The 16,803-nt window shown below is 62.1% G+C and carries 13 protein-coding genes; 11 read left to right on the top strand and 2 right to left on the bottom strand.

Going from position 1 to position 16,803, the window contains the following annotated elements:
* Nucleotides 1–223: 223 nt before the first annotated feature.
* Nucleotides 224–2,116 (top strand): penicillin-binding protein 2, encoded by a 1,893-nt coding sequence (mrdA, locus tag C1X29_RS27390; protein WP_085748317.1) that lies wholly within the window; start codon nucleotides 224–226, stop codon nucleotides 2,114–2,116.
* A gap of 12 nt (nucleotides 2,117–2,128) precedes the next feature.
* Here the strand turns inward: mrdA and C1X29_RS27385 are convergent, their stop codons facing one another.
* Entirely contained in the window at nucleotides 2,129–3,088 is a 960-nt protein-coding gene (locus tag C1X29_RS27385; RefSeq protein ID WP_102718873.1) for a LysR family transcriptional regulator, read from the bottom strand.
* A 144-nt stretch (nucleotides 3,089–3,232) separates the two neighbouring features.
* On the opposite strand from C1X29_RS27385, the gene C1X29_RS27380 reads away from it, so the two are divergent.
* Genes C1X29_RS27380 through C1X29_RS27370 form a run of 3 tightly spaced genes read left to right on the top strand, consistent with a single transcriptional unit; the run spans nucleotide 3,233 to nucleotide 6,212 of the window.
* Entirely contained in the window at nucleotides 3,233–4,534 is a 1,302-nt protein-coding gene (locus C1X29_RS27380) for an MFS transporter (RefSeq protein ID WP_102688079.1), read from the top strand.
* The gene (locus C1X29_RS27375; RefSeq protein ID WP_102718872.1) at nucleotides 4,531–5,286 is read left to right on the top strand and encodes a class II aldolase/adducin family protein; all 756 of its coding nucleotides are present in this window, start codon (nucleotides 4,531–4,533) and stop codon (nucleotides 5,284–5,286) included. The genes C1X29_RS27380 and C1X29_RS27375 overlap by 4 nt, the downstream gene beginning before the upstream one ends.
* Nucleotides 5,283–6,212 carry a glyoxylate/hydroxypyruvate reductase A gene (locus C1X29_RS27370; protein WP_102688081.1) on the top strand — a complete coding sequence of 310 codons (930 nt, stop codon included), beginning with the start codon at nucleotides 5,283–5,285 and terminating at the stop codon, nucleotides 6,210–6,212. The genes C1X29_RS27375 and C1X29_RS27370 overlap by 4 nt, the downstream gene beginning before the upstream one ends.
* On the opposite strand, the gene C1X29_RS27365 is transcribed toward C1X29_RS27370, so the two are convergent.
* The gene (locus tag C1X29_RS27365; RefSeq protein ID WP_102718871.1) at nucleotides 6,206–7,141 is read right to left on the bottom strand and encodes a LysR family transcriptional regulator; all 936 of its coding nucleotides are present in this window, start codon (nucleotides 7,139–7,141) and stop codon (nucleotides 6,206–6,208) included. The genes C1X29_RS27370 and C1X29_RS27365 overlap by 7 nt on opposite strands.
* A 163-nt stretch (nucleotides 7,142–7,304) precedes the next feature.
* Between C1X29_RS27365 and C1X29_RS27360 the strand changes: the two genes are divergently transcribed.
* The 7 genes from C1X29_RS27360 to C1X29_RS27330 all read left to right on the top strand — a co-directional run bounded on the left by C1X29_RS27360 (nucleotide 7,305) and on the right by C1X29_RS27330 (nucleotide 16,610).
* Nucleotides 7,305–8,615 carry an MFS transporter gene (locus tag C1X29_RS27360; RefSeq protein WP_102688083.1) on the top strand — a complete coding sequence of 437 codons (1,311 nt, stop codon included), beginning with the start codon at nucleotides 7,305–7,307 and terminating at the stop codon, nucleotides 8,613–8,615.
* 22 nt (nucleotides 8,616–8,637) lie between these two features.
* Nucleotides 8,638–9,876: a Zn-dependent hydrolase gene (locus C1X29_RS27355; RefSeq protein ID WP_102718870.1), complete on the top strand. Its 1,239-nt coding sequence runs from the start codon at nucleotides 8,638–8,640 to the stop codon at nucleotides 9,874–9,876.
* Nucleotides 9,877–9,879: 3 nt separating this feature from the next.
* Complete coding sequence (locus C1X29_RS27350) at nucleotides 9,880–10,905, top strand: histone deacetylase family protein (protein WP_102718869.1); 1,026 nt, start codon at nucleotides 9,880–9,882, stop codon at nucleotides 10,903–10,905.
* A 117-nt stretch (nucleotides 10,906–11,022) separates the two neighbouring features.
* Entirely contained in the window at nucleotides 11,023–12,927 is a 1,905-nt protein-coding gene (locus C1X29_RS27345; RefSeq protein WP_102718868.1) for a sigma-54-dependent Fis family transcriptional regulator, read from the top strand.
* The gene (locus tag C1X29_RS27340; protein ID WP_102718867.1) at nucleotides 12,927–14,645 is read left to right on the top strand and encodes an ABC transporter ATP-binding protein; all 1,719 of its coding nucleotides are present in this window, start codon (nucleotides 12,927–12,929) and stop codon (nucleotides 14,643–14,645) included. Before C1X29_RS27345 ends, C1X29_RS27340 begins: the two co-directional genes overlap by 1 nt.
* Nucleotides 14,635–15,312 (top strand): S8 family serine peptidase, encoded by a 678-nt coding sequence (locus C1X29_RS27335; RefSeq protein WP_102688088.1) that lies wholly within the window; start codon nucleotides 14,635–14,637, stop codon nucleotides 15,310–15,312. Before C1X29_RS27340 ends, C1X29_RS27335 begins: the two co-directional genes overlap by 11 nt.
* Nucleotides 15,309–16,610 carry an NAD(P)/FAD-dependent oxidoreductase gene (locus C1X29_RS27330; RefSeq protein WP_102718866.1) on the top strand — a complete coding sequence of 434 codons (1,302 nt, stop codon included), beginning with the start codon at nucleotides 15,309–15,311 and terminating at the stop codon, nucleotides 16,608–16,610. The genes C1X29_RS27335 and C1X29_RS27330 overlap by 4 nt, the downstream gene beginning before the upstream one ends.
* Nucleotides 16,611–16,803: the final 193 nt, after the last annotated feature.

Raw genomic sequence — 16,803 nt, 5'->3', positions numbered from 1 at the left:
GAGTAGGTCATCGTCAAGATTAAATTCCGAAACCCCAATTGCGAAAGCAGTTGGGGTTTTGTTTTGCCCGCAGGAAAGTGGTCCGACCGCCGTTACTGCAACCATTGGGGAAATCCCTCTGAAATGAGCGCTCCGTTTTTGGTATGGTGCAGCTCGTTTTTTAACGGACTGATGTCACGCCCAAGGATCGGCGCTCATTTTTTGTCAAAGAGTGGCTGCAGAAATGCCCGAACCCATCCCTATCAAGGATCACGAAAAAGAGACGCGATTGGTCAACAAACGCCTGATCGCCTGTGCCTTGTTCGTCTTCGCTGTCAGTTGCGCCCTGGTTGTGCGCCTGTACATCCTGCAAGTCGTCGAGTTCGACTACCACTCGACTATCTCCGAAAACAACCGCGTCCATGTCCTGCCGATCCCGCCGACACGCGGCTTGATTTACGATCGCAACGGCGTATTGCTGGCCGACAACCGTCCCAGCTACAACCTGACCATCACCCGCGAACGCGCGACCGACGTCAACCAGGAGCTGGATGAAGTCATTAGCCTCCTGCACCTGCCCGCTGAAGACCGCACAGTCTTCGACAAGGCCATGAAGCAGTCGCGTCACCCGTTTACACCCGTAACGCTGTTCTATGAACTGACCGAAGAACAGATCGCCGTGCTGGCAGTCAACGAGTTCCGCTTGCCGGGCCTGGATGTCGAGCCGCAATTCGTTCGTAACTACCCGCTGGGCGCACACTTCGCACACTCGATCGGCTACGTCGGCCGCATCAACGAGAAAGAATCCAAGACTCTCGATTCCGTCGAATACCGCGGCACCCAATCCATCGGCAAGACCGGTATCGAACGCTTCTACGAGCCACAGCTGCACGGCCACGTCGGATACGAGGAAGTAGAAACCAATGCTCAGGGCCGCGTCCTGCGCGTGCTAAAACACACCGATCCGGTACCCGGCAAAAACATCGTCCTGAGCCTCGACGTCAAACTCCAGGAAGCCGCCGAAGCCGCACTCGGCGACCGTCGCGGCTCGGTCGTTGCACTAGACCCATCGACCGGTGAAGTGCTGGCCATGGTCAGCAACCCCAGCTTCGACCCCAACTTGTTCGTGACCGGTATCAGTTCCAAGGAATATTCCGCGCTGCGCGACTCAATCGACCGCCCGTTGTTTAACCGCGTACTGCGCGGCCTGTATGCACCCGGTTCGACGATCAAGCCGGAAGTGGCCATCGCTGGCCTAGACGCTGGTGTCGTCACGCCACAAACCCGGGTTTTCGATCCTGGCTACTACCAACTACCGGACTTCGACCACAAGTACCGCAACTGGAACCATAGCGGCGATGGCTGGGTGGACATGGACGCAGCGATCATGCGTTCCAACGACACCTACTTCTACGATCTGGCGCACAAGCTCGGCATCGATCGCTTGCACGATTACATGGCGATGTTCGGCCTCGGCGAGAAAGTCTCACTCGACATGTTCGAGGAATCTCCCGGCCTGATGCCGTCCCAGGCCTGGAAGCGCGCCACGCGCCGGCAGGCCTGGTTCCCCGGCGAAACAGTGATCCTCGGCATCGGTCAGGGCTACATGCAGGTCACGCCGCTGCAACTGGCTCAAGCCACTGCATTGATTGCCAATAAGGGCATCTGGAACCGTCCGCATCTGGCCAAGACCGTCGACGGGGTGGCACCAGTGGACGAACACCCGATGCCGAACATCTTGCTCAAGGATCCGCGTGACTGGGAGCAGGTCAACCACGGCATGCAGATGGTGATGCACGATGCCCGAGGTATTGCTCGTGCTGCGGCGGCCGGCGCGCAATACCGCATCGCCGGCAAGAGTGGTACGGCGCAGGTGGTGGCGATCAAGCAGGGCGAGCGCTACAACCGCGAGAAAACCCTCGAGCGCCATCGTGACAACGCGTTGTTCGTCGGTTTCGCCCCGGCCGAGCATCCGAAGATCGCCATCTCGGTGATGATCGAAAACGGCGAAGCCGGTGGCCGAGTCGCAGGTCCTGTGGTGCGGCAGATCATGGACGCCTGGCTACTCGATCAGGACGGTCATCTCAAGCCGCAATACGCGGCGCCGACCAAGGCGCCGGGCGATCCCCACGTTTAACCCGCCACAGCTTCACAGCACAGGCTCACGCAAGCTGAGCATGTGCTGGAAGCTGTCGAGGAACACCGTTTCCGCCTGGGTCATCTTCTGTTCGTGATTCCACAGCAGCTGAATATCGAAATCCACCACCCCATCCTCCGGCGGCAAGCGCCACAGCAGACCCTGTTCGACATCCCGCCGTACAAGGTGAGTCGGCAGACAGCCAATCCCGAACCCAGCACAGATCAGACGATAAATCTCTTCGAAACTGGTGGAGGAGGCGACGATCTTGCCGGTAAACCCCTGTTGGTCACGAAACAGCGTCAACGGTGAAAGATTGCCGCCGAGCTGATCGCTGGTGAAGCTGACAAAGTTCTCCGCCGCCAGTTGCTCCAGCGTCAGATTCTGCTGCCCGAACAGTCGATGCCGCTGCCCGCAAAAGTATGCGTAGCGCTCTCGGAACAGCACTCGTTGCTCCAGCCGAGGCTGTGGCAGGCGACATAATCCCACTCCCACCGTAGCGGTCTTTTGCAGCAATGAACTGATGATGTTCGAGCTGCCCATCACCTCGACTTCCAGCTCGATTTTCGGGTGAGTTTCGTGGAAGTCCGCAAGGAACTCATCGTAATGCCGCGCCTGCACGCCACTGACGGTGAGGATGCGGATCTTGCCCACCACGTCGTCATGACGGTTCTCGACCACGGTGCCCAAACGGGAAATATCGCCGTAGATATCCGCCGCAATCCGCAGAACTTCCTCCCCGGTTACCGTCAGATCAAAGCGCCGTCCGCTGCGGGCAATCAACACACAATCCAGTTGCTCTTCGAGACGTTTCAACGCCTGACTGACCGCCGATTGGGTGATGTGCAGTCGGGCAGCGGCGCGACTCATGCTGCCTTCCTGCCCGATTACCAGATACGTGCGCAGCAGGTTCCAGTCCAGCCGGTCATTGAGAAAACGCCGGCGGACCCAGGGATTGGCGGAAGAAGTCATGTAGTAGGCACGCTAATAGTAAAGATAAGTTTTTGAAAATTGACTAATCCTGTCACGGAAGCGATAAAGCCCACAAGCGCCACAGAGCGCGACCGTCAGCCGCCTCGACACCTGCCCAAAACTATAAATACACAGGGTTCTTGCATGCATACCACCGCTCAGCCGCGTCGCGCCGCGGCCGCTGCCTTCATTGGCACGACCATCGAGTTCTACGATTTCTACATCTACGCCACCGCTGCCGCACTGGTGCTCGGGCAGGTGTTCTTTCCCAGCAGTGACCCGGTGACCAGCACGCTCGCCGCGTTCGGCAGTTTCGCCGTCGGCTTCATCGCCCGCCCGATGGCCGGCATGGTGTTCGGCCATCTGGGCGATCGCCTCGGTCGCAAGAAAATGCTGCTGGTGACCATGGCGCTGATGGGCCTGGCCACGGCGGGTATCGGTCTGTTGCCAAGCTATGCCAGCGTCGGCATCTGGGCGCCGATCGGGTTGATCGTGTTGCGCCTGATCCAGGGCATCTCCGTCGGCGGCGAGTGGGGCGGGGCAGTGTTGATGGCCAGTGAGCACGCTCCGGCCAAGCGCAAGACCTTCTACGCCTCGTTCGCCCAGCTCGGCAGCCCGGCGGGTTTGTTGTTGGCGTTGATCGCGTTCCGCCTGGTGACGTCGCTGTCGCCGGAAGACTTCCTCGCCTGGGGCTGGCGTCTGCCGTTTCTCGCCAGCGGCGTGCTGATGATGGTCGGTCTGATGATCCGCTCCGGGGTGCATGAATCACCGGAATTCGCCAAGGCCAAGGACAACAACGAGACAGCGAAGTACCCGGTGAAAGACGTGATCCGTCAGTGCTGGCGGCAGATCCTGTTTGCCGCCGCCGCCGTCACCATCGGTTCGGCCGGCTTCTTCTTCACCAACACCTTCATGATCACCTACGTCACCCAATATCAGGGCATCCCGCGTTCGACCATTCTCGACTGCCTGTTTCTGGTGACCGTCATTCAACTGCTATCGCAACCGGTATCGGCATTGCTCGCCGAACGCATTGGCGAAGGGCGATTCCTGATGCTGGTGGCGTTGCTGTGCATGGTCACGCCGTACCCGATGTTCCTGCTGGTCGGCACTCAAAACATTCTGTTGATGACCCTCGGCATCGCCGTCGCGGTGGTGATTCTCTCGGCCTTATATGCGGTGATCGCTGGGTACATGACCCAGGCCTTCCCGGTGCACCTGCGTTACTCGGGCATTTCCATCGCTTACCAACTGAGCTGCGCATTGGCCGGCGGCACCACGCCGCTGATCGGCACGCTGTTGGCCAGCAAGTTTTCCGGACAGTGGCTGCCATTGGCGGTGTTCTTCACGCTGCTGTCGGCCCTGTCGCTGATCGGTGTCTGTGGCCTCGCGCGTCTGCGGGCCAACCCGGTCGTCCTTCATACCAACAAAGAGGTGTACTCGTGAGTAAGCCCGCCCACATTGATCCGATCGAATGGCAAGCCCGTTGCGACCTCGCCGCGCTGTACCGCTTGATCGCGCACTTTCGCATGACCGACCTGATCGACACCCACATCACCCTGCGGATTCCGGGGCCTGAGCATCATTTCCTGATCAACCGCTATGGCGTGATCTTCGACCGCATGCGCGCCTCCGATCTGGTGCGCATCGATCAGGACGGGCGCATCGTCGACCCGGAATACGCCGGGCATCGGGTCAACGCCGCCGGCTTCGTGATCCACTCGGCGATCCACATGGCACGCCCGGATCTGAACTGCGTGATCCACACCCACACCGCCGCCGGCATGGCCGTCGCCGCGCAGAAACAAGGCCTGCTGCCGATCAGTCAGCACGCACTGAAGTTCTACGGAAAACTTGCTTACCACACCTACGAAGGCATCGCGCTGTCGCTGGATGAGCGTGAGCGCTTGATCGCCGATCTCGGCCCGCACCGGGCGATGATCCTGCGCAATCACGGCCTGCTGGTCGGCGGTTCCGGCGTGGCTCAGGCATTCCAGGAAATCCACTTTCTGGAGCGTGCCTGCCAGGCGCAAGTGCAGGCGCTGGCCGGCGGTTGCGAGCTGCATTACCCGTCGCCGGAAGTCTGCGCCCACACCGCCGAACAGTTCGACCGCGATGAGCAGGACAACATCATCGACCTGGCCTGGGAGGCCGCACTGACCCTGATCGAATCCCAGCGCGAGTCCTATCTGTCATGAACACCGTTGCACTGATGTCCCGCGACACGCTGTTGCTCAAACAATTGCAGGAGGCCTTTGCACGCCGCGCGCCGCAGCTTTCGGCGGTGCTGGCCGACGATCCCCGGGCGGCGAATGCGCAGATCGCGGCTTGTTGGTTTCCGCTGCCGGACAGCCTCGCCGCGTTACCCAATCTGCAAGTGATTCACTCGGTCGCCGCCGGGATCGATCACCTGGAGCACGATCCGTCTTGCCCCGATTTGCCGGTGTGCCGCGTGGTTGATCCCGGCCACCGCCAAGGCATGACCGAGTACGTACGCTGGGCGGTGATTCACTTTCATCGCGGCTTCGATCAAGTGCTGGAGCAACAGCGCCAACAGCATTGGGAGCGACCGCTGCAACGCCCGGCCCATGAGTTTAGGATCGGTGTGATGGGGCTCGGCTCGCTCGGCAGCGCGATTGCCCAGGACCTGGCCAGTGCCGGTTACGACGTGCGGGGCTGGGCGCGCAGCAGCAAGGATTTACCTGGCGTGAAGACCTTCGCCGGCACCGATGCCTTCAACCCGTTCCTCGACGGCGTGGAGTTGCTGATCAACCTGTTGCCGCTCACCCACGAGACTCGCGGCATCCTCAATCGTCAGACTTTCGAGCACTTGGCCAATGGCGCGGCACTGGTCAACGTCGGGCGCGGCGGGCATCTGAATATCGAGGATCTGCAACAAGCGCTGGCCCGGGGAAAACTGCGCGGTGCACTGCTCGATGTCTTCGAACAGGAACCGCTGCCCGCCGATCATTCGCTGTGGAAAACCCCGGGCGTGACCATCACCCCGCACATGGCCTCGGCGGCATCTCACGACTGCATCGCCGAACAGATCGCCGAAAACTTCCGCCGATTGAATGCCGGTGAACCGTTGCTCAACAGCGCGGATCGACTGCTCGGTTACTGATCCGCCAGACAGGCCTGCAAACGTTCGATGAACAGCGTCTCGGCGCGGCTCAGGCGCTGGTCGCGGTTCCACAACAGATGAATGTCGACATCGGCAATCCCCTCGTGGGGCGGCAGGCGCCAGAGCAATCCGGCGTCGACGTCCGCCGCCACCACGTGCTCCGGCAAACAGCCGATGCCGAACCCGGCGATCACCAGTCGCCGCACTTCTTCCAGGCTCGGCGATGACGCGACGATGCGTCCGCTGAAGCCCTGTTGATCGCGAAAAATCGTCAGCGGCGAGAGCATGCCGCCAATCTGGTCACTGGTGAAACTGACGAAGTTCTCCCGCTGCAAGTCGCCTTCACCAACGTCCTGCCGGCCAAACAGTGCATGGTGCTTGCCACAGAAAAACGCATAGCGCTGACGCAGAAACAGACGCTGTTCCAGACGCGGTTGCGGGCGGCGATTGAGGCTCAGGCCAAGGGTCGCGGTTTTCTCCTGGAGGGCGCTGACGATGTCCGAACTGCGCATCACGTCGACCTCCAGATCGACTCGTGGATACAGCCTATGGAAGTCGGCGAGGAAGTCATCGAAGCGATCGGAAAAGATCCGGCTGATGATCAGCAGTCGCACTTTGCCGATCACTTCGTCGGCCGGTTGCTCCAGCAGGCTGCTGACCTGAGACATCTGCCCGTAGATCTCGCCGGCCAGTTCGAAGATCTGCTCGCCGACTTCGGTAAGGGCAAAGCGCGGGCCGCGTCGGGCAATCAACTGGCGACCCAATTGCTCCTCCAGACGCTTGAGCGCCTGGCTCACCGCCGGTTGAGTCAGGTGCAGACGCGCGGCGGCGCGGCTGATGCTCAGCTCCTGGCCGATCACCCGAAAGGTGCGCAGCAGGTTCCAGTCGAGGCGGTCGTTGAGCAGGCGTTGCACATCACGTTCGGCCATGGCGACTCTCGATTATAAGATGAGGTAATAATCGGAATAATAAATAGAAAATTGACTAATCATAGCCCCGGGACGATAAATCACCCCACGACAGGCGCCGCCAGAGCGCCTCGGATTTAGCGTTTTCCTCCTGCCAAAAAAACAATCAAAGGAGCCCGACCCCATGAAGCCCCACGCTTCGAACCAGCCGCGCCGTGCGGCGGCCGCAGCCTTCATCGGCACCATGATCGAGTGGTACGACTTTTACATCTACGCCACCGCCGCCGCGCTGGTGTTCGGCGCGCTGTTCTTTCCCTCCGACGATCCGCTGTTCAGCACCATGGCCGCATTCGGCACCTTCGCGGTGGGCTTCTTTGCCCGGCCGTTGGGCGGGATCATTTTCGGTCATATCGGTGACCGCATCGGCCGCAAGAAATCGCTGATCATCACGCTGTTGATGATGGGCGTGGTCACGGTGTGCATCGGTCTGTTGCCGACCTACGCGCAGATCGGCGCAACCGCACCGGTGCTGCTGATTCTGTTGCGCATCGTCCAGGGCATCGCCGTGGGTGGCGAGTGGGGCGGGGCGGTGTTGATGGCCGGCGAGCATGCGCCGAAGGGCCGGCGCAATTTTTTCGCTTCGTTCGCGCAACTGGGCAGCCCGGCGGGTTTGATTTTGTCGCTGCTGGCGTTCAGTGCGGTCACCCGTTTGCCGGAAGAAGACCTGATGAGTTGGGGCTGGCGTCTGCCGTTCCTCGCCAGTGCGCTGTTGCTGCTGGTGGGCCTGGCGATTCGCTTGGGCGTGAACGAGTCACCGGAATTCCTCGCCAGCCGCGAGCAGGCCAGCAAGCAGATCAAGAAAGAACAGGCGCCGGTGATGGAAGTCCTGCGCACCGCGTGGCGTCCGCTGTTGCTGTGCATCGGCGCCAACACGCTGGGCATCGCCGGGGTGTATTTCACCAACACCTTCATGATCGCCTACACCACTCAGCAACTGGCGCTGCCGCGTTCGCTGATTCTCGAATGCCTGTTCTTCGTCGCGATCATCCAGTTCTGCATTCAGCCGCTGGCCGCGTGGACGGCGGAGAAGATCGGCGCGACGCGTTTCCTGTGTCTGGTGTCGCTGCTGGCGATGGTCTCGCCGTACCCGATGTTCGTGTTGGTCAGTTCGGCCCAGGCGCCGCTGATCATCCTCGGCATCGCGCTGGCGGTGGTGTGCATGGCCTCGTTCTACGCGGTGATTGCCGGGTACGTCAGCGGCATGTTCGAGACCCGCGTGCGCTACACCGCGATCTCGCTGGCCTATCAGATTTGCGGTGCGGTGGCCGGTGGGCTGACGCCGCTGATCGGCACGATGCTGGCGCACAAATTCACCGGGCAATGGTGGCCGATGGCGGTGTTCTACAGCCTGATCGCCGGCATTTCGCTGATCTGCGTGCTGTCCCTCGCCCGTCGTCACACCAGTGCCCATCGCGCGGAAATGGCCCGTGCCTGACCCGGAATTTCAGGAGAACCTCATGTTGAAAATCAATGGCGAACGCCTGTGGGCGAGCCTGATGGCCATGGCCGAAATCGGTGCGACAGCTCGAGGCGGCAGCTGCCGTCTGGCATTGAGCGACGAAGACAAGGCCGGTCGCGAACTGTTCGCCCACTGGTGCCGCGAAGCCGGCATGACCCTGAGCGTGGACGCCATCGGCAACCTGTTCGCCCGTCGCGCCGGCACCGATCCGGACGCCGCGCCGGTGATGATGGGCAGCCACCTCGACACCCAACCCGAAGGCGGGCGATTCGACGGCGTCTACGGTGTACTCGCCGGGCTGGAAGTGGTGCGTTGCCTCAACGACCTGAACATCCAGACCCGCAAACCGCTGGAAGTGGCGGTGTGGACCAACGAAGAAGGCGCGCGCTTCACCCCGGCCATGTTTGGCTCGGCGGTGTTCACCGGGATCATGGAGCTGAACGCCGCGCTGGCGGTGCGCGATGTCGATGGCATCAGCGTCGCAGAAGCTTTGCAGCGTACCGGTTACGCCGGTGAACGTCCGTTGGGCGGCGCGGTGGATGCGTATTTTGAAGCGCACATCGAGCAAGGCCCGATCCTTGAAGACAACGCCAAAAGCATCGGCGTGGTCACGGGCGGTCAGGCGATCCGCTGGCTAGATGTGCGCGTGGAAGGCATGGCTGCCCATGCCGGCACCACGCCGATGCCGCTACGCAAAGATGCGCTGTACGGTGTGGCGCGGATGATTCAGGCGATTGAAGGTCTGGCCGCAGATTTTGCCCCCGAAGGCCTGACCACGGTCGGCGAGTTGAGCATCAACAAGTCGTCGCGCAACACCATTCCGGGGCTGGTGAATTTCACCGTCGATCTGCGTCATCACCGGGACGAAGCGATTGCTGCCATGGAACAACAGGTCCGCGCCCGCTTGCAGGCCATCGCCGATGGCCGAGGTCTGAACCTGACGATCACCCCCCACTGGATCAGCCCGGCCACGCCGTTCGACGCCGAATGTGTGGCGGCCGTGCAAGAGGCGGTGGATGCACTGGGCTACGCTCAGCAGTCGATTGTCAGCGGCGCCGGGCATGACGCGATTCACCTCGCGCGTTTCTGCCCGACGGCGATGGTGTTCATCCCGTGCGCTGGCGGCCTGAGCCACAACGAAGCCGAAGACGTGTTGCCCGAAGACGTGAAGCAGGGCACCGATGTATTGCTCAATGCCGTGCTGGCCCGCGCCGGTCGAATCGAACAGGGAACCTGAACCATGCGCAGTTTTTTCCACCCCGAACAATTGCTCCACCATCCACGCAGCTATTACTCGCGCGGGCAGATGCGTACGCCGCAGGAAGTGCCCGAGCGTGCGCAACGTCTGGTGCAAGCCGCCCATGGCTTGGGCTTCAGTGTCGAGCAACCCGCCGATGCCGGCCTCGCACCGTTGCTGGCGGTGCATGGCGCGCCGTATCTGACCTTTCTTCAGGAAGCGCACGCACGCTGGAAAGAAATCCCCGAAGACTGGGGCGATGAGGTGATGTCGAACATCTTCGTCCGCGAGCCCAATGCATTGCGCGGCATCCTCGCCCAGGCGGCGCGCTATCTGGCGGACGGCAGTTGCCCGGTGGGCGAGCAGACCTGGCGCTCGGCCTACTGGTCGGCGCAAAGCGCAGTGGCTGGCGCTCAGGCACTGATCGAAGGTGAGCCGGCGGCCTACGCCTTGTGCCGTCCGCCGGGGCATCATGCCCGGGCCGAAGCGGCGGGTGGTTTCTGCTACGTGAACAACGCGGCGGTGGCGGCGCAGGTGCTGCGTGACAAGTTTGAAAAAGTCGCCGTGCTCGACACCGACATGCACCACGGTCAGGGCATCCAGGAGATTTTCTACGACCGCGATGACGTGCTCTACGTCTCGGTGCATGGCGATCCGACGAACTTCTATCCGGGTGTCGCCGGGTTCGCCGACGAGCGCGGCAGCGGCGCGGGGGAGGGCTTCAACCTCAATCTGCCGATGGCCCACGGTTCAAGCGAAGCGGACTTCCTCGGGCAACTTGACGTCGCATTGAACGCGGTACGCGAGTTCGGCGCCGAGGTGCTGGTGCTGTCGTTGGGCTTCGATATCTATGAGCTGGACCCGCAAAGCAAAGTTGCCGTGACCCGTGAAGGCTTTGCGGTGCTGGGCGAGCGGATCCGCAGCCTGGGCCTGCCATGCCTGATCGTGCAGGAGGGCGGTTATCACCTGGAAAGTCTCGAAGACAACGCCCGGGCGTTTTTCGTGAATGGCGAGGTGTGGCAGCACTGAGGCAATCCACCTGACGAAGCGCCCTGTGGTGCTTGCCATCGCCCTGACGTTAACGTAAACATTGGCGTCAGGGCGCTGATGTAAAAAAGCGCAAAGCGGACCGCTCCGGAGCGCTTGATGACTCTTATAAAAACAACCGATCCCAAGTCTCACCACGAAGCCCGGCTGGCCCGGGAAAAACTCCATCTCGAAGGGCAGGTCCCGGATGGCGTGTTGCGTGCGGAGATCGATGCTTCGTGGCGGCGCAGCCTGAGCCACGGCGTGCATTTCAATGGCAAACATGAGTTGGCGCTGGAGTCGAGCGCCAGTCTCGATGTGTTGCTGGCGAGCAATCGCCTGCTGATCGATGCGGCGATACCGGCTATCGATTACCTGGCCGAACGTCAGGGCAAGGAAGGCCTGATCATCCTCGCCAATTCCGACGCCACCATCCTTGCGGTCGAGGGACGTGCCGACCGGCTCAAGGGCAGCGGTCTGCAGGACATCACCCTCGGCGCCTGCTGGAGCGAAGCCGCTCGTGGTACCAACGCCCTCGGCACGGCGTTGGTCGAAGCGCGGCCCACCCTGATCGATTGCGGCGAACACTACCTCGACCGCCTCACCGACTTCTCCTGCACCTCGGTGCCGATCCATTGCCCCCAAGGCGAAATTCTCGGCGTCCTCGACCTGACCCGCGAAGGCCCGCTCGGCCGCGTCCACGACAGCACCGCGCTGCTGAGCATGGCGGTCAGCCAGATCGAGAGCCGGGTGTTCAACAACAGCTTTCCCGATCAAATCGTCCTCGCCTTCCACAGTCGCCGCCAGTATCTCGAATCGCCATGGCAAGGCCTGCTCGCGGTCAGTCTCGGCGGGCAGATTCTGGCGGTCAGCGCCCAGGCCTGCCAGTTGCTGCGGGCCGAACGTTCGGCGCTGGTCGGACGGCGTTGCGAAGAATTTCTCGGGGTCGATGGCGTGCAATTGCTGACCCGTCTACAACAGGGGGGCGTCGGCAGTGTGCAGACCGCCAAGGGCGAATTTTTCTACAAGACCCTGCGAGCCCCAGCGCGTTCGGTCAACCTCGGCGGCCCGCCGCGCAGCGTGGCGAAAACCGCCAAGGCACAGCCGGATCTGGAAGCACTGGCCGGCAACAACCCTCGCTACGCTCGAGCCCTGCGCATGGCCCGCCAAGGTCTCGCGAATGAACTACCGGTGCTGTTGCTCGGCGAAACCGGCACCGGTAAAGAAGTGATCGCTCGCGCCCTGCACCTGGCCGGCAGCCGCAGCGACAAACCGTTCGTGGCCGTGAACTGCGCGGCGATTCCCGAAGGTCTGATCGAATCGGAACTGTTCGGCTACCGCGAAGGCGCGTTCACCGGATCGCGTCGGGGCGGCATGATCGGGCGCCTGCAACAGGCCCATGGCGGCACCTTGTTCCTCGATGAAATCGGCGACATGCCGCTGGCCTTGCAGGCGCGTCTGCTGCGGGTTTTACAGGATCGTAAGGTCGCGCCGCTGGGTGCCGGGGAAGAGCAGGACATCGACGTCGCGCTGATCTGCGCCACCCACCGCGACCTCAAGCGTCAGGTCGAAGACAAGCAATTTCGCGAGGACCTGTTCTACCGGGTCAACGGCATCAGCGTGATGCTCCCGGCCCTGCGTGAGCGCGATGACTTCAGCGCGCTGGTCACTCGGCTGCTGAATAAACTCGACGCGCCGAACGCCGTACTGCACGACGACCTCAATCGCCTGCTCGCGGGTTATCACTGGCCGGGCAACATCCGCCAACTGGAAATGGTCTTGCGCACCGCTTTGGCCATGCGCGAACCCGGTGAAACGGTGCTGACCCTCGATCATCTGCCCGACAGCATGCTCGACGAACTCTGCGCCACCGAGAAACCCCAGACCGGCAGCATTCGCGAGAACGAGCTGGAGATGATCCGCCAGTCCCTCGATTCCCATCAGGGCAACGTCTCGGCCGCCGCCGATGCCCTTGGCATCAGCCGCGCGACCCTGTACCGCAAACTCAAACAGTTGCGCTCGTGATGCAGCGCCTGTTTGTAAGGCTGATCGACAGCTCGAACCCCGCCGCGCTGCAAGCGGCGTTGCGCTGGTTGTACGGTTTCGTGCGGCCGCAGCGGTTGGCGATTGCCGGCCTGCTCGGTCTGTCGGTGTGCGCGTCGCTGCTGGTGCTGGTGCAGCCGTGGCTGATCAAACTGCTGATCGACGACGGCTTGCTGGCGCGCAACTTTCCGATGCTGGTACTGATCGCGGTGTTGATGATCATCGCGGGACTGCTCGGCACGGCGTTGTCGGGGATCAACCGCTATCTGCACACGCGCCTTTCCGGGCGGATTCTGTTTGCCCTGCGCGATGACCTTTACCGGCATCTGCAAAAACTGTCGCCAAGTTTCTACGGCCAGCGGCGGATCGGCGATCTGATGTCGCGGCTCGACGGCGATGTGGCGGAGATTCAGCGCTTCGCCGTGGACTCGTTGTTCTCGGCGGTATCGAGCGTGATCGGCCTGGTGGTGGCGATCGCAATGTTGTTCACGCTGTCTTGGAAACTGTCATTGCTGGCGCTGGTGCTGATCCCGCTCGATGTGCTGTGGCTGCGCTGGATGCGGCGCAAGGTCGAGCGCGACGTGCGGCAATTGCGCGAGCGTTCGGCGGACATGTCGTCGTTCATGGTCGAGACCCTGCCGGTGATGAAATTCATCCAGTCCGCCGGCCAGCAGCAGCGTGAAGCGCGACGTCTGGAAAGCCTCGGGCAGGGCTACATGAACCAGTTGCTGCGCCTGCAGGTCACCGAGTTTTTCACCCAGGCTGTGCCGGGCACATTGACCTCGCTGTCCCGCGCCTGTGCGTTTTTGATCGGCGGTTATTGGGTGGTGCAGGGCACCTGGCAACTCGGTGCGCTGATCGCGTTTTCCACCTATTTGGGGATGGCGGTCGGGCCGGTGCAAAGTTTGTTGGGGTTGTACGTGGCGATCCAGCGCATGACCGTCAGCCTCGGTCGGGTCATGGAGTTGCGCGGCGAAGAACCCACGGTGTTTTCACCGGTCACGCCGAAACCGTTTCCCACTTCCGGCGACCTGCGTTTCGACGCGGTGCACTTCAGCCATCCGGGTCGACCAAGTACGTTGAGCGGCATCGAGGCGACGATTCCCTACGGTTTGAAAGTCGCCTTGAGCGGCGGCTCCGGCGTCGGCAAATCGACGCTGATCGATCTGCTGCAACGGCATCACGATCCGCAGTCCGGACGAGTGCTGCTCGGCGAAGTGGATCTGCGTGAACTGGAGCTGTTCGAGCTGCGTCGACGCATCGCCGTGGTCAGTCAGGACATCGTGCTGTTTCGCGGCAGCCTCGCCGACAACCTGGCTTACGCAGTGCCGGACGCCAGCCGCGAAGCCATCGCCGAAGTCGCACGGCTGGCGCAACTCGACAGCCTGATCGCGTCGTTACCCGAAGGCCTCGACAGCCCATTGGGCGAGCGCGGTCAGCAATTGTCCGGTGGGCAGAAACAGCGCATCGCGATTGCCCGGGCGCTGTTGCAGGATCCGCTGATTCTGGTGCTCGACGAAGCCACGTCGGCCGTCGACGAAACTACCGAGCGCGAGGTGATCGAAGCCATCGACCGCTTGTTTGCCGGGCGCACGCGGATCCTCATAAGCCATCGTCCGTCGACCCTGGCCGATGCCGATCTGCGCTTTGAATTGCTCGACGGTGTGCTCATTTCGAAAACGGTGCTGCATGAAGCCTGAGTTGCGTATCGGTGTGGTCGACAGCGGACACTCGGCAGCGCAGCGGGTGCAGGTGATTGCCGGGCGGCGTTTCTCGTTGCTGGAGGATGGCCTGGCCGAATCGGAGTTGCGCGACGATCCTCTCGGGCATGGCAGCGCAGTGATCGAAGCAATCAGTCGTCGGGCACCGGCCGCAAAAATCTGCGTGGCCCAGGTGTTCGATCAGCGCGGCGTTACCAGTGCATTGCAGATCGCCTCGGCCATCGACTGGCTGGTGGCGCAGGACGTGCGGCTGATCAATCTGAGCCTCGGCCTGCGCCAGGATCGCAGCCTGTTGCACGAAGCCTGCGCGGCGGCGGTGGCCCGTGGAGTGTTGCTGTGTGCGTCGAGCCCGGCACAGGGCGCGGCGGTGTTTCCGGCGAGTTATCCGCAGGTGCTGCGGGTGACCGGAGATGCCCGTTGCACCGATGAACAATGGTCTTGGCTCGACAGTGCGCAGGCGGATTTTGCCGCGTGTGTTCGCGGCACTTATCCGGGGCAGTCCGGGGCCAGTCTAGGGTGTGCAGCGTTGAGCGGGCATATTGCCGGTTATCTGCTGGAGCATCCGCAGGCGAGCAATGCCGAAGTTATCGACTGGCTGAGACAGCACGCTCGTTATCGCGGCCCTGAACGGCGTTTCGGTCCATGACTGCGATCCTGATTCTCGGTGCCGGTCCCGCGGGTGCGGCGGTCGCATTGGGGCTGCGACGACTGGGTTACCCCGTGACGCTGGTCAGCGAATGGCGGCGGTTTGCGGCGCTCGAAGGCGTCTCGCAACGGGTGCTGGAGGCGTTGCGCGGTGCCGGGTTGAATCATGCTTTGACGAACGCCACGTTGCCGTCCCAAAGGCAGGTTGCGTGGAACGGTCAGCAGCATGCGCAGAACATCGAGTTTCTGCTGGATCGCCCGACTTTTGATCGTGGTTTGCGGGAAGACCTGCGGGTGGCCGGGGTCGAGGTGATTGAAGGGCGAATCCTGAATGTTCATTCTTCGGCTGAGGGGCATCGGGTTGAACTCGATGGCGGTCAGACGCTAACGGCGGATTTTCTGGTGGAAGCCCGTGGGCGACAGGCGCCAGCGTCGGGCAAAGGTCTGCGCGGGCCGGAAACGGTCAGCCTGCTCAATCGGTGGCAAGGCACGCCGGGTGTGACTGCCAGTGCCGTGGAAAGCCTCGAGGACGGTTGGGCGTGGATGGCTCGACGGGACGATGGTCAGTGTTATTGGCAGTGGACAGTGGATGTGGCCAGCGCCCAATTGCCGGGCAAGGTGCAGTTGCTCGATTACTGCCGCGCGCGACGTCTGGCCTCGGATTTTACTCAATCCTTCTTCGCCGGCGGGCAGGAATTGGAGTTGCAACTGCACGCTCGCAGCAGCACCGCGATCCTTGCGCCGAAGGTCTGTGGCGAAAACTGGATTCGTGTCGGCGATGCAGCGATGGCAGTGGACCCGCTGTCGGGCAACGGGATTTTCCAGTCGCTGTCCTCGGCGTTGCAGGCATCGGTGGTGATCAACACGCTGTTGCGTAAACCTGAGCGGGCGGCGCTGGCGCAACGTTTTCACCGGCAACGTGTGGAGCAGTTGTTCCTGCGCTTTGCGCGGATCGGTCGGGACTTTTATGCCGATGAACGGCGCTGGCTCGATCGGCCGTTCTGGCAGGCGCGGCGACAGTGGCCGGACGCTGAAGTGGCCCATGCTGCGGTGGATTTTTCCGCGTTGCGGATCGAACGAATGCCGGTGTTGCGTGACGGGTTTGTCGATGAAGCCGAGGTGGTGATCACGGCGGATCAACCGCTGGGGATCTGGCATGTGCAAGGTGTCGAGCTGGCTCCGCTGGTGCGGCGCTTGCGCGATGAACCGGCGGATCAGGTGTTGGCGGGATTGAGTGAAGAGCAGGGATGTGTGATCCGAGGGTGGTTGTTGAGTCAGGGATATCGGCCCTCACCCTAACCCTCTCCCAGAGGGAGAGGGGACTGATTGGGGGATATTAAAGAGTTACGCCGACGTGAAGGCGTTGTGCCGAATCCATAATCGCCCAGGTTTTTCAGGTCGATGTATAGCGTAAGACTCCTCGGTCGGCCCCCTCTCCCTCCGGGAGAGGGCTGGGGTGAGGGGGGGGTGTTGCTGTTGATCTCCTACAACT

It is taken from the genome of Pseudomonas sp. GW456-12-10-14-LB2 (assembly GCF_002884345.1).
Taxonomy (GTDB): Bacteria; Pseudomonadota; Gammaproteobacteria; order Pseudomonadales; family Pseudomonadaceae; genus Aquipseudomonas; species Aquipseudomonas paraglycinae.
Note: the sequence above shows the minus strand (reverse complement) of the source record. Positions and strands in the feature narration are given on the sequence as shown.

What these genes read in the sequence shown, in the direction of transcription:
- mrdA (WP_085748317.1), top strand. Translation starts at nt 224, where the DNA reads ATGCCCGAACCCATCCCTATCAAGGATCACGAAAAAGAGACGCGATTG.
- C1X29_RS27370 (WP_102688081.1), top strand. Translation starts at nt 5,283, where the DNA reads ATGAACACCGTTGCACTGATGTCCCGCGACACGCTGTTGCTCAAACAA.
- C1X29_RS27355 (WP_102718870.1), top strand. Translation starts at nt 8,638, where the DNA reads ATGTTGAAAATCAATGGCGAACGCCTGTGGGCGAGCCTGATGGCCATG.
- C1X29_RS27335 (WP_102688088.1), top strand. Translation starts at nt 14,635, where the DNA reads ATGAAGCCTGAGTTGCGTATCGGTGTGGTCGACAGCGGACACTCGGCA.
- C1X29_RS27360 (WP_102688083.1), top strand. Translation starts at nt 7,305, where the DNA reads ATGAAGCCCCACGCTTCGAACCAGCCGCGCCGTGCGGCGGCCGCAGCC.
- C1X29_RS27345 (WP_102718868.1), top strand. Translation starts at nt 11,023, where the DNA reads ATGACTCTTATAAAAACAACCGATCCCAAGTCTCACCACGAAGCCCGG.
- C1X29_RS27365 (WP_102718871.1), bottom strand. Translation starts at nt 7,141, where the DNA reads ATGGCCGAACGTGATGTGCAACGCCTGCTCAACGACCGCCTCGACTGG.
- C1X29_RS27350 (WP_102718869.1), top strand. Translation starts at nt 9,880, where the DNA reads ATGCGCAGTTTTTTCCACCCCGAACAATTGCTCCACCATCCACGCAGC.
- C1X29_RS27330 (WP_102718866.1), top strand. Translation starts at nt 15,309, where the DNA reads ATGACTGCGATCCTGATTCTCGGTGCCGGTCCCGCGGGTGCGGCGGTC.
- C1X29_RS27380 (WP_102688079.1), top strand. Translation starts at nt 3,233, where the DNA reads ATGCATACCACCGCTCAGCCGCGTCGCGCCGCGGCCGCTGCCTTCATT.
- C1X29_RS27385 (WP_102718873.1), bottom strand. Translation starts at nt 3,088, where the DNA reads ATGACTTCTTCCGCCAATCCCTGGGTCCGCCGGCGTTTTCTCAATGAC.
- C1X29_RS27340 (WP_102718867.1), top strand. Translation starts at nt 12,927, where the DNA reads ATGCAGCGCCTGTTTGTAAGGCTGATCGACAGCTCGAACCCCGCCGCG.